This is a genomic window from Leucobacter aridicollis, from assembly GCF_024399335.1.
Lineage (GTDB): Bacteria > Actinomycetota > Actinomycetes > Actinomycetales > Microbacteriaceae > Leucobacter > Leucobacter aridicollis_A.
Map to the genome: position 1 here is coordinate 832,681 of NZ_CP075339.1, position 13,501 is coordinate 846,181.

Consider the following 13,501-nt stretch of genomic DNA (forward strand, 5'->3'; position numbering starts at 1 on the left):
TCAGAAAGGGGGGAACACGATGTGGAAGAACCTGTTCATTGTCGCTGTCATCGGTATAGCGGCCTATTGGGTAGGCGTCGAGTCGGCGAAGTCTCGTGGGAAGAACTACGAAGATCTTCGCCACCAGATCGAACGCTTGTGGACAAGCCCTGAAGCGCAAAAGGCTCGCCGCCGACGCGCCAAGGCCACGCGCAAGCTCGTCCAGCAGGCGCAGAAGCGCGTACTGGGCGCATAACCAGAAACCCAACCCACCATCACAGACCCCGAATCCCTCGGGGCACATCAGACAGGAGAACATCATGAGTGCAGAAGACAAGATCAAGGCGGCCGCTGACAAGGTCGCAGGACAGGTCAAGGAGACCGTCGGGAAGCTCACCGACAACGACAAGCTCGTTGCGGAGGGCAAAGCCGACAAGCTCAAGGGCGAGGCGAAGGGAGCCGTCGAGGACGTCAAGGACGCGTTCAAGAAGTAGGCACGGTGCCGGTGAGGTGGCCCAGGCCACCTCATCGGCCGTCGTGGCGAAACTGTCGAATCCTCGCGTTCTGAGCGCCGCAGGGTCGAATGGTTGCCAGAAACCTACAAAGGGTCGTGCGATTGTGAATCCCGTACCGAGGATGGGGATCGTGGTCAGTGGGGAATGGCCGCAATGGGTTTCGGGGGAAGCACACCGTGCGAGGGGAGCGACGGATGGCGGAGCAACACCACCGGGAAGTATTGGAAACAGCGCCCGACTGGATCCTTGTCGGACGGGCAACCGAGGGAGACACCGTCGCCTTCGCGGCGTTGGTGCGGCGATACGCTCCGATGATGCGGGCCTATGCGAGACGGATACTGCCTGGCACCGCCGAGCTCGACGACGTGGTGCAAGAGACATTCATCACGGCGTGGGAGCAGCTGGAGACACTGGAGAACCCCGACCGGGTGAAGAGCTGGATCATGCGCATCACGAGTCGAAAAGCGGTCGACCGTGTGCGTGCCCTGCGCCCGCACACGGATATTACGGCTCTCGAGGTACCCGGGCCGCAGCACTCGGACCCTCCCCGAAGACACGAGGCCAACGCGGGCGTGCAAGCGCTACAGGAAGCACTTGCGGATCTACCGGACACCGAGCGTCAATGCTGGGTATTGCGAGAAATCGGCGAGTATAGCTACGACGAGATCGCTGAGCAGCTCGAGCTCCCGGCCTCGACGGTGCGCGGCAAGCTTGCCCGGGCCCGGAAACACATAATCGTTCGAATGGAGGAGTGGCGATGAGCAAGACCGACCATCGCGCGCTCCTTGGGCTGCGCCCAGAAGACCTCGACGGCGTCTCAATCGAAGAACTTTCCGAGTACCTCGACAACGGTCGCACCCCGCCCAATCCCCGCATCGAGGCGTCCGCAGGGTGTCAGCGCGCCCTCGACGCGCTACAGCGCATCGGCGAGCTCTCACCCCTGCTCCTCGACGCCGATGCGGCCGCCGAACCTCCCGCGGAGGACAGCTGGGTGCAAGGGGTGCTCGCAGGCATCGCGCTGGATGTTCACGCCGGACGACGGATCCCGATCGTCCTCGACAGCCCCGCGACCGACGCCGGAATCACCGAGGGCGCGCTCCGCGGCCTTATCCGGCGGGCGGAGCGTGCGGCCCCCGGTACGCTGGTCGGCAAATGTACGTTCGCCGGCGACATCACCGAGCCGAACGCACCCGTCCGCGTGGCGATCGAACTGAGCGTCCCGTACGGCGCCGAGATTCACGCGGCAGCGGATGCCGTTCGCGCGGAGATCCGATCACTCGTCGCCTCCCACACGACAGTAACGCTGACCGACGTCGACATCGTCGTGCGCGATGTGCAGCCCGTGAACCCGCAGATAGTAGAGAACACATGACCGAACGTGCCGCTGACCGCCTCGAAGCAGCGCTCGAAGTTGCCATCCGATCTGTGCCCGGAGTGACAGGACTCTATCGGACCGGCAGTAGCGTCGCGAAGCTTATCGACGCCAGCGCGGCGCTGCTACGCGGGCAACAGCAGCGGTCATCCCTCGTGCGCGTCGACGACGGCACGTCGGGCGTGACGGTGACGGCAGCGGTCGGCGTCGACTCGGCCGTGAGCAGCGTGCAGGTGCTCGAACTGGCGAGCACCGCTGTCACAGAGGCCGTCACCGCGTCGCAGCTCGCGCTCGAACAGGTGCACCTCACCGTGGTGCACGTCAACGGAGACGGCCTTCGAAGCTAGGGCCGTCGCCGTCGCTCGTCCCGGGGCCCAGCCAGCTCGCGTAACATTGACGCAATGACCGAGACACCCGCAGGCGCAACGCCCCAACCGAGCGACATCGACCCCGCGGACCTCGAAACCGCGCTGCGCGTCATCGCCGCAGCCGCAAAGCTGCCAAGCGAGCACGCGGACGTCGTCACCATCCGCCGTGCGACATCGGCGATGTATAAGGCTGCGAAGAGCGAGCGGCGCCGGGTGCAGCGCGGCGAGATTGCTCAGGCGAACCGCGCCGTAATCGAGGCGACCGCGACGGGAGCGCCCGACAGGATCGACGACGAGACCCGCGGCCTCACCCTCACCGCCACCTCGGAGGCGAAGTACGTTGGGGAGCTGCGCAAGGCGCAGGCATGCTACATCTGCAAGCAGCCGTACACGAAGGTCGAGTCGTTCTACCACCAGCTCTGCCCGAGCTGCGCAGAGTTTAGCCACGGCAAGCGCAACGCGCGCACCGACCTCACGGGCAAGCGGGCGCTGCTCACTGGCGGGCGCGCGAAGATCGGGATGCACATCGCGCTTCGCCTGCTGCGTGACGGCGCACACACGACAATCACGACCCGTTTTCCGCGAGACGCGGCCCGCCGGTTCTCGTCGCTCCCTGACTCGGCCGACTGGATCGACCGCCTGCGCATCGTCGGCATCGACCTGCGCGACCCCTCGCAGGTCGTCGCGCTCGCTGACTCAGTCGCGGCCCGCGGCCCGCTCGACATCCTCATCAACAACGCGGCGCAGACGGTCAGGCGCTCGCCAGGCTCGTACTCGCTGCTTGCCGACGCTGAATCGCAGCCACTCCCTGCCGGCGTGTACCCCGAGACCGAGACGCTGGGACACCCGGCAGAGCTCCACCCGCGCGCGCTGCAGTCCTCGGTCGGCGACGACGGTGCCGTCTCGCTTGATGCGTTCTCACCGGCGCTCCTTTCGGGCACTGTCGCCGCGGGGCTCGAGCAGGCTCGCAGCGCCGACGACCTCACCGCGCTTGCGATGGCTGCCGGATCCTCGTCGCTCGACAAGCACGCTGATGGCTCAGCGATCGACGCCGGCGGTCTCGTGCCTGACGTCGCGCACGTGAACAGTTGGGTGCAGCACGTGCAAGAGGTCGACCCGATCGAGATGCTCGAGGTGCAGCTGTGCAACTCGACGGCACCGTTCATACTTATCAGCCGGCTGCGCGCCTCAATGGCCGCGTCGCCTGCCCGCCGCACCTACGTCGTGAACGTGTCGGCGATGGAGGGGCAGTTCTCGCGCAAGTACAAGGGCCCGGGCCACCCGCACACGAACATGGCGAAAGCCGCCCTGAACATGCTCACCCGCACCAGCGCGGAAGAGATGTTCACGACGGACGGGATCCTCATGACCGCTGTCGACACAGGCTGGATTACTGACGAGCGCCCGCACTTCACGAAGGTGCGCTTGGCCGAAGAGGGGTTCCACGCCCCGCTCGACCTCGTCGATGGCGCCGCCCGCGTGTACGACCCGATCGTGCGCGGCGAGGCCGGCGAGGACCTGTACGGCTGCTTCGTGAAGGATTACGAGCCGAGCGCCTGGTAGACCGCCGCGTTTTCCCACGTTGCGCGGCTTGCTGTGCGGAATAATGTGAGCATGCAGCCAACAACTCGACTCCCGCACGTCGTGCGGGGTTCGACGGCAGCTGCGATCGCGACGTTCGTCGCCCTGTTCTCGCACGTGCTCGCAGGCGGCGCGATGCCAGAGCCGCTCGGCATCTGCGTGCCGTTCGTGCTCTCGCTCCTCGTCAGCGTATTGCTCGCTGGACGGAAGCTCTCGCTTGCGCGCCTGTCGCTCTCGGTTGTCGCGAGCCAGACGCTCTTCCACACACTCTTCGTACTCGGCGCCCCGAGCGCGGGCGGTGCTGGCCTGGCAGTTTCCGGCGGCCACCAGCACCACGGCCAGCAAGCGGTGACCGTGCTGGCGCCTGGCGCGCAGCTGCCGGCGATGACAGATCACACAGCGATGCTCATCCATGGCGACGCCATCATGTGGCTCTCGCACCTCGCTGGCGCTGCGGTGACGATTCTGTTCCTGTACCGCGGCGAGCAGACGATCCATCTGCTTCGCGAGCTCGCCGAGCGACTCATCGCGTGGGCGCAGCACAGCCTCGCGGAGCCGCTACGGGTGCCCGCTGTGTTCCGCGAGGTGCGCGAGCGCCACGGGCAGGCCATCGCAACCGCCGGCTGGGCGGTGCTCACACAGCTCACGGCCTCAACCCGGAGCCTTCGCGGGCCACCCGCAGTGCCAGGGTTCGCAGGGTAGCACTGGCCGCCCGTCTCGGGCTGGCCGGAGCGACCCAGGCGACCCCTCTCAGCATTTTCAACCTGTGCCGCCCGGCTCACCTGGCGCGGCACTCGGCCTGCGCCGCCGTCGTGCGCGCAGCCGGAAAATTTGCATGCTTGAAAGGCACACAATGTTCAACACTCATATTCGCGCGACCCGTTTTACTGTGGCGTGTGGCATCGCTCTTCTCGCCCTCAGCGGATGCTCGGCTGGCGAGGCCGCGACCGGTTCTGGCGCACACTCCGGGGAGCACTCTGGTGCGGCCGCCGCGCACCCAGCTGCAGACTCGGTGACGATCGAAGAAGCGTGGGTCAAGTCGGCCGAGAAGGGCGAGATGACGGCGGCGTTCGGGCTGCTGAAAAACTCGAGCGACACTGACGCCAACATCGTCTCAGTTACCTCGACAGCGTCACCGATGATGGAACTCCACGAGACTGTCGCGAACGAGTCGGGGCAGATGGTGATGCGTGAGGTCGAGGGTGGCTTCGTGATCCCCGCCGCGGGGCAGTTCAGCCTCGAACCCGCAGGCAATCACATCATGATCATGGGGCTGCCGAGCGCCGTCACCGCTGGCGAGGACATCACGTTCACGCTCGAATTCGCCGACGGCTCCAAGCTCGACTTCACCGCGATCGTGAAGGACTACGCGGGTGCCAACGAAAACTACGAGGGCGACCACGGCGACCACGACGATCACGCGGCAGACGATGCGGCGGCGGGCCACGACGCGCACAGCGGCCACTAAGGATCGCAATGACAACAACGACTGAATCCCTGGGGGCGCACCCCCATGCCTCACCAGGCCAATCGCGCGAGCAACGGCCGAAACGCCAGCGAGGCTGGCTAGCCCAGCTGCTACTTCGGCTGCACTTCTATGCCGGCGTTCTCGTCGGTCCGTTCATTCTGATCGCGGCGGTGTCTGGCGGCCTGTACGCGCTGACACCCGTCATCGAAAAGGCAGTCTATGCGCACGAGCTTCGCGTTCCTGTCGCCGACGCCGAGCTGTCGCTCGCGGATCAGATTCGAGCCGCCCAGCAATACGTCGGCGGCGACGTCGCGCTGAGCGCCGTACGACCCGCCCCAGAACCCGGGGCCACAACCCGTGTGCTGTTCGCCGATCCGTCGCTCGGTGGGAGCGAATCGCGGGCGGTGTTCGTCGACCCGGCGACCGCCGAGATCCGCGGCGACCTCACGGTCTACGGCACGAGCGGCGCCCTGCCGCTTCGAACCTGGGTCGACAACCTGCATCGCAACCTGAACCTCGGCGAGCCAGGCCGGTTCTACAGCGAACTGGCCGCATCGTGGCTGGGGATCATTGCGCTCGCTGGCCTCGGGCTCTGGATCGCGCGCATCAGGAAATCGCGCACGAAGAAGGACTTCGTCCGCCCGAACCGGCGGTACACGGGTTACCGGAAGACCCTGAGCTGGCACACATCGCTCGGCATCTGGGCGCTCGTTGGCGCGCTGTTTCTGTCGGCGACGGGCATCACGTGGTCGCAGTACGCTGGCGGCAACGTCAGGGTCGTTCGCGCGGCGCTCGGCGGCGGGACGCCCGCGCTCGCGACGAGCCTTGACGGGGCCGCGCCAGCGGACGACGAACACGCACACCATCACGGGCCCGCGTCGGCTCCGACAGGCGAGGCGAACCCCGACACGTTCGATGCGATGCTCGCGATCGCGCAGCGTATCAATGTGAACACGGGCCTTGTCGAGATCAAGCCGCCAGCCGAGCCAGGCCAGGCGTGGGTGGTGAAAGAGATCAAGGCGGCGTTTCCCACAGAGGTCGACCAGGTCGCGATCAACGGGAGCACGATGGAGGTCGTCGACAGGCTCGACTTCGCCGACTACCCGCCGCTCGCGAAGCTCAGCCGGTGGGGGATCGATCTGCACATGGGGGCAATGTTTGGGCTCATAAACCAGCTCGTCTTGTTGCTGCTCGCCGCTGGCATCGCGACCCTTGTCGTGCTCGGCTACCTCATGTGGTGGCGCAGGCGCCCGACGCGCACCTCGCCGCTCGAATTCGCGAGCCCGCCGCGCCGCGGAGCCGTTCGCGGAGCACCGTGGTGGGGGATTGGGATCGTCGCCGTCGCAGCCATCGGGATCGGCATAGTGTTGCCCTTCGTCGGCTGGACGCTGCTCGGGTTCGTCGTGATTGACACTGTTGTTCGGGCAGTGCGGGAACGACGGGTTCGCAGAGCTTAGACGGTAGGGCTTCGCGGGACGACTAGGCATCGCCAGGTCGTCCCGCGAAGCCCCAGCGGCCGAGCGCGCCCTGAGTAGGTCGGCCGATGTCGAAAGACTGCCCGCTCGCACTGGGGAGGAGCCTGCTCGAGACGAGGCCGACAGTGCACCGCGTGCAGTTTGCGCAGGCGCGCGATCAAACCGCGCATACTTCGCCGACGGCGCTCCAGCCACACGCTGAGCACTACTACGCTTGCGGGATGCTCGACACTTCTCAGGCCCCCTCTCGCGCCATTTCCCGGGAGAGCCCGCTTCTTTCTGCATCGCCCGCACGCGTTCGGTTCTCGGCGCTTCTCGTGGTCATAGCCGGGCTCGTGCTTGCACTCTCTTGGGGCGGCGCTGGTGCGGCCACGCCCGCAGCTGCAGCTGATCTCCAAGCTGAGGCAGTCGAATCGACAACGACGCTCAATATGCTCGCCACTCCAACGAAGTATGGCGACCTGGCGATTCTCGGCGCCACCGTCACGCTCGCTGGGCCGGCGAACCTTTCAGGCAAGCCCATTCACTTCGAACTCGATGGTCAGCAGATCGGAAGCACCGTGCTGATCTACACCGGGGGTGGTAAGTTTTCCACGCTGATTCCCCTCACCTACTTTCCCGCCGCCGGGACGCACACGCTCGTCGCGCGTTTCGACGGCACCAACGACGACTCAACTGGCTTCGCGCTGCCCTCGGCCAGCCAGCCGCTCGAGTTCTCTGTCGCCCAAGCTCCGACTGACACCAACGTGACCGAGGCACCCAGTGTGCTCACCGCGGTCGAGCCGGTCGAGGTCTCGGCGGGTGTCACCTCGCCGGTCATCGGCCTGACAGGTGAAGTCTCCCTGTACGCAGATTCGACTCCCATTGCACACGCTAGCCTTCGCCCTGACGGGACGGTGAAGTTCACCGAGGTGACTGTCCCGTGGGGCACGACATCGCTCCACGCCGCCTTCGTTGGCGACGCGGCGGGCAACTTCGCCGCCTCCACCTCGCCAGCACTGCAGGTCACCGTCGCAGCCGTCGACACGACAACGACAGCGAACCTGAGCGTGCCTGAGAGCCGCGCCGACGAGACCACCCGCGTTTCAGCTGTGGTGCGCAACTCAGACCCTGTCCGCCTTGTCGACCCGCGCGGCGACGTGCAACTGCTGATCGACGGCGCAGTCGCTCAAACCGTGACAGTCGGCACGAGTGTCGCCGACGCCGACGGGACGAGCGAAGCATCGTTTGAGATCAACGGAACAGACCTGGAAGTCGGTGAACACACGGTCGAGGCCCGCTTCGTCCCAGAGCCAGGGTTTGCGCCCTCGGGCAGCGAACAGCTGCAATTGCAGATCTTGGGGATCGAGACCTCGCTCGTCGCTTCGACAGCAAAGACCGACTTTGCTCCAACGGAAGCGATCCTCGTCTCAGTGACGGCGAGCACCACGGGCGCAAGCGGGGAATCGGGGGAGACTCGCTCGCGAGACGAAAACGGAGACGCGCTGCCACCTGGTGGATCCCCGGTGGACGGCACCGTCCAGGCGTTCGTCAACGACCAGCCGCACGGCGACCCCTTCGCCGTCACCGATGGCGTCGGTCAGGCGGCTCTCCCTGCGCTTCACGCCGGGTCCCACGAGATCGAATTGCGGCTCACGCCAAGCGGACACGGCCAGCTCGCAAGCTCGACGACCTTGCAAATTACTGTCACTGTGCCAGACGAAGACGGCGGTGAGACCGACGGCGGTGAGACCGATGGCGGCGAGACCGACGGCGGCGAAACCGATGGCGGCGACAACGGCGAAAGCGGGGAGGGTCAAGGCCTCGGTGAACCAGGCACCGGTACCACCCCTGCTCGAGCCATCGAGCAGCCCGCCAACGTGCTTGGCGCGACTGGCAGCGGCACCCCCGCCTCGCTCGTCATTGGAGGAGTAGTGCTGCTGCTCGGAGCTGGAACCCTGGTCGGTGCTCGTCGACTGAATCGGCGGTCCTAGCGCGACGGCCACAGCGCGGCGGCCGTGCTCGCGTGCCGCCGCGCGAACGTATAGTCGAGCTGCGCGAGGCGCTGGCCCGTCGGGAATACACTGTGTTCGAGGCGAAGACGATCACGTTGCCGCTTGAGTAGCTGGTTCGCTGGGTCTGGCCCCTGCGGGTCTTACGAACCCGGAATCTGGAAGGAACAGTATGAGCGTCAACGTCGCCGACTCAATCGATCGCCAGATTATTGATGCGCTGCGCGCGGATGGCCGCCGCCCGTTTCGGCAGATCGCATCGGACCTGGGGGTGAGCGAGTCGACCGTGCGGTCGAGATTCGCTCGCCTCTCCGAGCTTGGGATCTTGCAGGTCGTTGGCCTCGCTGGGTTGCACGGAGTCGGGGCCGTCGAAGGGCATATCGCGATTCAAGTCGTCGGCGCGTCAGCGCACTCTGTCGCGCAACGGCTTGCGCAGCTCCCAGAGGTGAAGCTGGTTGCCGAAGCCGTAGGGGCTGCAGACCTGATACTCGACGTCGTCTTCCAGAACCTCAGTGACTTTCAACGCTTCATCAAGATCGAGCTGCCTGCCTACGAGGGTGTACGGAAGGTTGAATTCTTGCGGACCGGCGAGATCGTCAAAGACTCATACGTCTGGGCGAGTTAACGGGTCTCCGGCGGCGAACGTTACGTGCGGGCTCGCCGCTGCCCGCTGCCGCCGCGCAGGCCACGCCACGAGTGATCCTTCTCAAACCGGGTGAGGATCGAGGTCTGTATTTCCGAGATGCCGTCGATAGCTCGAATAGTGTCGAGCAGCCGCTGCGATTCTGGGAGACTCGCGCACGTCAGCTCAACATAGATTTCCTTTGAACCTGCACCGGCGGCAACTCGGTTCGTGTGGTGGAGTTGCGCGAGCGCTAGGCACACGCTCTCCACCCTGGACGGGTGATCGACGGTGACGAACAGTCGGAGCGCCTGCATGCCAAGCGATATCGGGTTGCAGAGCGCGACAATCACCAGAATTCCGTTGTCGAGCATTCGCTGTACTCGGTTACGAATCGTCGCCTCGCTAAGGTGAAGCGCAGCGGCGATGGAGGTATACGGGGTGCGCCCGTCGCGGCCGAGCATCGCGAGAATCGAAGAGTCGACGTCATCGAGCATGTGTCGCTCCTCCCGGTGGTGGTCGTTGCACGCAGACCACCACCGGCGCCTCAGAACCGGCTAGGCCGTCGTGGCGTGTAGCTCAGCGTAGATCCGCAATGCTTCTGCTACCTGAATACTATTCGATGCGATCGCGCCATCCTCGCTACTCACGACGTCCTCGATACCCACTCGCACCTCGACACCGTCGGCGATGGCTGCGCGGACCACGGGCCAGGTCGTTCCCTCGAGCCCGTGGTACAGCAGCGGGGCCGTGACCCCTCCCGCGCGGAGCGCCGCGGCCATCTCGCGACAGTCACGCACCGCCTGGTCGGGATCCTCAGCGAGCGGCTCGATGAGTACGCGGACGTTGTCGTGCAGCGTTGGCGACGCGAGGAGCGCGGGCACATCGTCCATTGACCAGACAGCGCTCTCAAGCACCATGCCTCGCGCGAGAACGGCCTGTGCCGCCTCGGCGGCACCCTCTTCGCAGAACGCGACCGATGCGAAGTCAGGCAGCCACTCGGCCTCCCATGCCTCGATCTTTGCCATTCTGTCCGCGTGATCGGCGCAGGTCCAGAGGCCGGTGGTTGTGCCGACGACGATCGTGGGATCCTCCTCCCGCACTGCACGCACCATGGCAGCGATGTGTTCAGGGGCAATCGTTTGACCACCATTAGCGGTGCGCGCGTGCGCGTGGATGACATCCGCCCCAGCTCGAACTGAGGCGGCGGCCTCGGCCGCAATTTCCGCGGGAGTGAGCGGGACGAGCGGGGTTTCGGCCGTCTCCCGGCCGCCATTCACCGCGGCCTTGATGAAGATCTTGGGGCGAACGGTGTAGGCGAGGTCGATTCGGCGGTTGGCGAGGGCCGGGAGTACGCGGCGCACCTGCGCCGTACGGTCGCCAGAGACCTCGGCAGCGCACCAGCCCACCTCGGGCTCTCCCGCGTCTGCGACAACGATGCCCATTGGGTCGATGATCTTGCTTCCCGCCACGCAGTCGGGCGCCGAGTTGCCGCTTGCCACGACCCATGTCGTGCTCTCGATCGCCCGCGCACGGAGCAGGGTCGACCAGTGGTCTTCCTTGTTGCGGCCTGTCATCCATGCGGCGGTGACCGCAATGACCTCTGCTCCCGCATCGACGAGTGAGCGCGTGAGCTCGGGAAAGCGCAGGTCGTAACAGTTCACGAGCCCGACGTGCACGCCGCCAAGCTGCACGACGGGTGGGAGTTCGTCGCCGGGCTGCACGCGGCCCGACTCCTGGTACGAGAACGCGTCATACAGGTGCAGCTTTCGATAGCTGCCGCTGAGCGCGCCGTCGCTGTCGACGGCAAGGATGGTGTTGAACGGGCGAGGCGTGCCGCTTGGTTCGAGGCCCGAGGCGATAAGCGCGATGCGGTGGCGGGCTGCGATGGCTCGTAAGCCGTCACTGAACTCTGCCCAGTGATCGTCCGCTACGGGAGCCAGCGAACCGGTCACGAGACCGGTCTGCACCATCGACTCCTCGGGGAGCACGAGCAGCCCCACCCCGGCGGCCGCTGCGTCTTCTGCGAGCGCCTCGGCGCGCGCAAGGTTGTCACGAACGTCCGCCGTCGGGGCGAACTGAGCGGCTGCAATTTTCATGGGGATCCGATCGTCAAGGGTGGGCCGCTAGCGCTCGGTGCGCGGCGGGAGTGGCACTCATTCTTGCGCCGGCGTGGGAGGCAATTCCGCCGAGATTGCGAAATTCGTGGTTTCAAAAACCGAAATCTCACCACATCGCAAAAGTCGCAACACAACTGCTTTCGCGCCATTGTTGGCGACCCGGGTCGCTCATATGATTGGGGCCTCCACATCTGAATGAATGTGGAGATGCACAACATCACAATGTTCGGCAATCCGGGGCCCAGCCCCGACGCCCGCGGGCCTCACCCGCGAGCGCAGCAGAAAGGTAATGGAGCCTTGACACACAAGAACAGCTCTTCCCGCAAGGCAAGGGCACTCAAGACCGCGGTGGTCGGCATCGCCGCGGCGCTCACGTTTGCGGGATGCACGAGCGCCCCCGCGAGCGAGGAAACGCCGGCCAGCGGCGGAATCGCCGTTGTCGCGTTAACGCAAGAGCCGGGCATGCTGAGCCCCATGTTCAGCACGCAGAGCGGCTCGAACCTCGCCTACGCGTTCGTCGTAGAACCCCTCTTCACGACGCTCGACACCGGCGAGCGCGTTCCCAATCTCGCAACCGAGGTCCCCACGAAGGAGAACGGCCTCATCAGCGACGATGGGCTCACCGTGACCTACAAGCTTCACGAGGGGATCACTTGGTCGGACGGCGAACCGTTCACGGCCGAGGACCTCGCGTTCACAATCGACGTCACGAAGCAGCCAGATACCCCCGCCATCCCCGACTCGGAGTACGGCGCGATCGCCTCCTACGAGGTGCTCGATCCGCAGAGCATTGCCGTCGAGTTCACACAGACGCAGCCCAACTACCTGAACCTCTTCAAGCAGGTGCTCCCGAAGCACAAGTTTGAGAGTGCGAGCATCGATTCCGACGACCCCGAGCTGCGTGAACCAACAGGCACCGGCCCGTTCGCAATCAGCGAGTGGAGCTCAGGCGACGAGATCAAGTTCACCCGAAACGAGAACTACTGGCGCGAGGATTCGCAGCCCAAGCTCGACGGTGTGACTGTGAAGATCAACCCTGACCTCACGACCGCAGTCAACGGCTTCACCCGTGGCGAGTTTGATCTCGTGTTCGGCCTCACAGCTGGCGACCTCGACGAGGTCGCGGCGGCCGTCGACTCCGGTGCGCCGATCGAACTGCACGAGAAGCCCGAGAACACGGGCTTTGTCGAGTGGCTGTGGATCAACAACTCAGACAAGGGAGCGCTCGGAACCCCGCACCCAGTTCTTGGGGACCCTGCCGTGCGGGAAGCCATCGATTATGCAATTGACCGCGAAGGCGTGCTCGCTGACGTGCTCGGTGGATTCGGCACCTTGAGCAACTCGCTCGTCTACGCGGGCTTTGGCGGCGAGCTTACTGAGACAGTCCCATTTGACGCCGACAAGGCAAACAGCATCCTTGACGACGCAGGGTGGCAGCTCGGTTCCGATGGCGTGCGCAGTAAGGACGGCGTGCGCGCATCGGTGAAGTTCCAGACGATCAGCGGCGACGAGGTGCGCGCCCTCTACCAGCAGGTGATCCAGCAGAATCTCAAGGATGTCGGCATCGAGACCGTCATTGAGAACGTCCCATCCAACCTGATGTTTGGTGACGCCAAAGACGGCGGCCTGCTCGCGACAGGCAATTTCGACATCATGATGTCGCGCGCGGGTAAGCTTCCTGATCCGACCGAGTGGATGATGGAATTCGAGTCGGGCCAGATTCCCGATAGCCCGGAAGCATCAGGCTACTCATACGCATGGTGGAGCAGCCCCGAGTACGACGCGCTCTTCGCAACTGTTGCATCGGAGATGGACCCCGAGGTCCGCGAAGACGCAGTCCACGCGGCCAACAAGTTGTTTGCGAGCGAACGCCCGGCGATCCCGATCTACGCGTCGCCGACAGCCTGGGCGTGGTCAAGCGAACTCACCGGCGTGGACGATGACTCATGGAACGGGCCATGGGACACGACAAGCTCAGTGAACTGGGCATTCGCTGGAGCGAGTGAGTAG

Annotated in this window: 14 protein-coding genes; 12 read left to right on the plus strand and 2 right to left on the minus strand. The window is 65.3% G+C overall.

The window, feature by feature from the left end; all coding sequences use genetic code 11:
- The first annotated feature begins 19 nt into the window (after positions 1-19).
- From KI794_RS03610 to KI794_RS03660, 11 genes are all read left to right on the plus strand, one after another.
- Positions 20-235 (plus strand): hypothetical protein, encoded by a 216-nt coding sequence (locus tag KI794_RS03610; RefSeq protein ID WP_119283281.1) that lies wholly within the window; start codon positions 20-22, stop codon positions 233-235.
- 64 nt (positions 236-299) lie between these two features.
- Positions 300-473, plus strand: coding sequence for a CsbD family protein (locus KI794_RS03615; protein ID WP_119283280.1), 174 nt, complete (start codon positions 300-302; stop codon positions 471-473).
- Between the two features lie 215 nt (positions 474-688).
- Positions 689-1,255 (plus strand): RNA polymerase sigma factor, encoded by a 567-nt coding sequence (locus KI794_RS03620; RefSeq protein WP_119283279.1) that lies wholly within the window; start codon positions 689-691, stop codon positions 1,253-1,255.
- Complete coding sequence (locus KI794_RS03625) at positions 1,252-1,866, plus strand: hypothetical protein (protein ID WP_119283278.1); 615 nt, start codon at positions 1,252-1,254, stop codon at positions 1,864-1,866. The genes KI794_RS03620 and KI794_RS03625 overlap by 4 nt, the downstream gene beginning before the upstream one ends.
- Positions 1,863-2,213, plus strand: a complete 351-nt coding sequence (locus KI794_RS03630; protein WP_119283277.1) for a hypothetical protein — start codon at positions 1,863-1,865, stop codon at positions 2,211-2,213. The genes KI794_RS03625 and KI794_RS03630 overlap by 4 nt, the downstream gene beginning before the upstream one ends.
- 54 nt (positions 2,214-2,267) lie before the next feature.
- Positions 2,268-3,797, plus strand: coding sequence for an SDR family NAD(P)-dependent oxidoreductase (locus KI794_RS03635; RefSeq protein ID WP_119283276.1), 1,530 nt, complete (start codon positions 2,268-2,270; stop codon positions 3,795-3,797).
- Between the two features lie 51 nt (positions 3,798-3,848).
- A complete protein-coding gene (locus KI794_RS03640; RefSeq protein WP_119283275.1) occupies positions 3,849-4,517 on the plus strand; it encodes a hypothetical protein in 669 nt (222 codons plus the stop codon).
- 151 nt (positions 4,518-4,668) lie between these two features.
- Complete coding sequence (locus KI794_RS03645) at positions 4,669-5,283, plus strand: copper chaperone PCu(A)C (RefSeq protein ID WP_255809180.1); 615 nt, start codon at positions 4,669-4,671, stop codon at positions 5,281-5,283.
- 8 nt (positions 5,284-5,291) lie between these two features.
- Complete coding sequence (locus KI794_RS03650) at positions 5,292-6,740, plus strand: PepSY-associated TM helix domain-containing protein (RefSeq protein WP_255809181.1); 1,449 nt, start codon at positions 5,292-5,294, stop codon at positions 6,738-6,740.
- A gap of 239 nt (positions 6,741-6,979) precedes the next feature.
- Positions 6,980-8,731, plus strand: coding sequence for an Ig-like domain-containing protein (locus KI794_RS03655; RefSeq protein WP_255809182.1), 1,752 nt, complete (start codon positions 6,980-6,982; stop codon positions 8,729-8,731).
- A 190-nt stretch (positions 8,732-8,921) separates the two neighbouring features.
- Positions 8,922-9,374 (plus strand): Lrp/AsnC family transcriptional regulator, encoded by a 453-nt coding sequence (locus KI794_RS03660; protein ID WP_255809183.1) that lies wholly within the window; start codon positions 8,922-8,924, stop codon positions 9,372-9,374.
- 20 nt (positions 9,375-9,394) lie between these two features.
- Here KI794_RS03660 and KI794_RS03665 read toward each other — a convergent pair whose 3' ends face one another.
- Both KI794_RS03665 and KI794_RS03670 read right to left on the minus strand, forming a co-directional pair.
- A complete protein-coding gene (locus KI794_RS03665) occupies positions 9,395-9,868 on the minus strand; it encodes an Lrp/AsnC family transcriptional regulator (protein ID WP_119283270.1) in 474 nt (157 codons plus the stop codon).
- Between the two features lie 60 nt (positions 9,869-9,928).
- Entirely contained in the window at positions 9,929-11,470 is a 1,542-nt protein-coding gene (locus tag KI794_RS03670) for a nitrilase-related carbon-nitrogen hydrolase (RefSeq protein ID WP_255809185.1), read from the minus strand.
- A gap of 318 nt (positions 11,471-11,788) precedes the next feature.
- On the opposite strand from KI794_RS03670, the gene KI794_RS03675 reads away from it, so the two are divergent.
- Positions 11,789-13,501, plus strand: a complete 1,713-nt coding sequence (locus KI794_RS03675) for a peptide ABC transporter substrate-binding protein (RefSeq protein WP_162921187.1) — start codon at positions 11,789-11,791, stop codon at positions 13,499-13,501.

What these genes read in the sequence shown, in the direction of transcription:
- KI794_RS03610 (WP_119283281.1), top strand. Translation starts at nt 20, where the DNA reads ATGTGGAAGAACCTGTTCATTGTCGCTGTCATCGGTATAGCGGCCTAT.
- KI794_RS03615 (WP_119283280.1), top strand. Translation starts at nt 300, where the DNA reads ATGAGTGCAGAAGACAAGATCAAGGCGGCCGCTGACAAGGTCGCAGGA.
- KI794_RS03620 (WP_119283279.1), top strand. Translation starts at nt 689, where the DNA reads ATGGCGGAGCAACACCACCGGGAAGTATTGGAAACAGCGCCCGACTGG.
- KI794_RS03625 (WP_119283278.1), top strand. Translation starts at nt 1,252, where the DNA reads ATGAGCAAGACCGACCATCGCGCGCTCCTTGGGCTGCGCCCAGAAGAC.
- KI794_RS03630 (WP_119283277.1), top strand. Translation starts at nt 1,863, where the DNA reads ATGACCGAACGTGCCGCTGACCGCCTCGAAGCAGCGCTCGAAGTTGCC.
- KI794_RS03635 (WP_119283276.1), top strand. Translation starts at nt 2,268, where the DNA reads ATGACCGAGACACCCGCAGGCGCAACGCCCCAACCGAGCGACATCGAC.
- KI794_RS03640 (WP_119283275.1), top strand. Translation starts at nt 3,849, where the DNA reads ATGCAGCCAACAACTCGACTCCCGCACGTCGTGCGGGGTTCGACGGCA.
- KI794_RS03645 (WP_255809180.1), top strand. Translation starts at nt 4,669, where the DNA reads ATGTTCAACACTCATATTCGCGCGACCCGTTTTACTGTGGCGTGTGGC.
- KI794_RS03650 (WP_255809181.1), top strand. Translation starts at nt 5,292, where the DNA reads ATGACAACAACGACTGAATCCCTGGGGGCGCACCCCCATGCCTCACCA.
- KI794_RS03655 (WP_255809182.1), top strand. Translation starts at nt 6,980, where the DNA reads ATGCTCGACACTTCTCAGGCCCCCTCTCGCGCCATTTCCCGGGAGAGC.
- KI794_RS03660 (WP_255809183.1), top strand. Translation starts at nt 8,922, where the DNA reads ATGAGCGTCAACGTCGCCGACTCAATCGATCGCCAGATTATTGATGCG.
- KI794_RS03665 (WP_119283270.1), bottom strand. Translation starts at nt 9,868, where the DNA reads ATGCTCGATGACGTCGACTCTTCGATTCTCGCGATGCTCGGCCGCGAC.
- KI794_RS03670 (WP_255809185.1), bottom strand. Translation starts at nt 11,470, where the DNA reads ATGAAAATTGCAGCCGCTCAGTTCGCCCCGACGGCGGACGTTCGTGAC.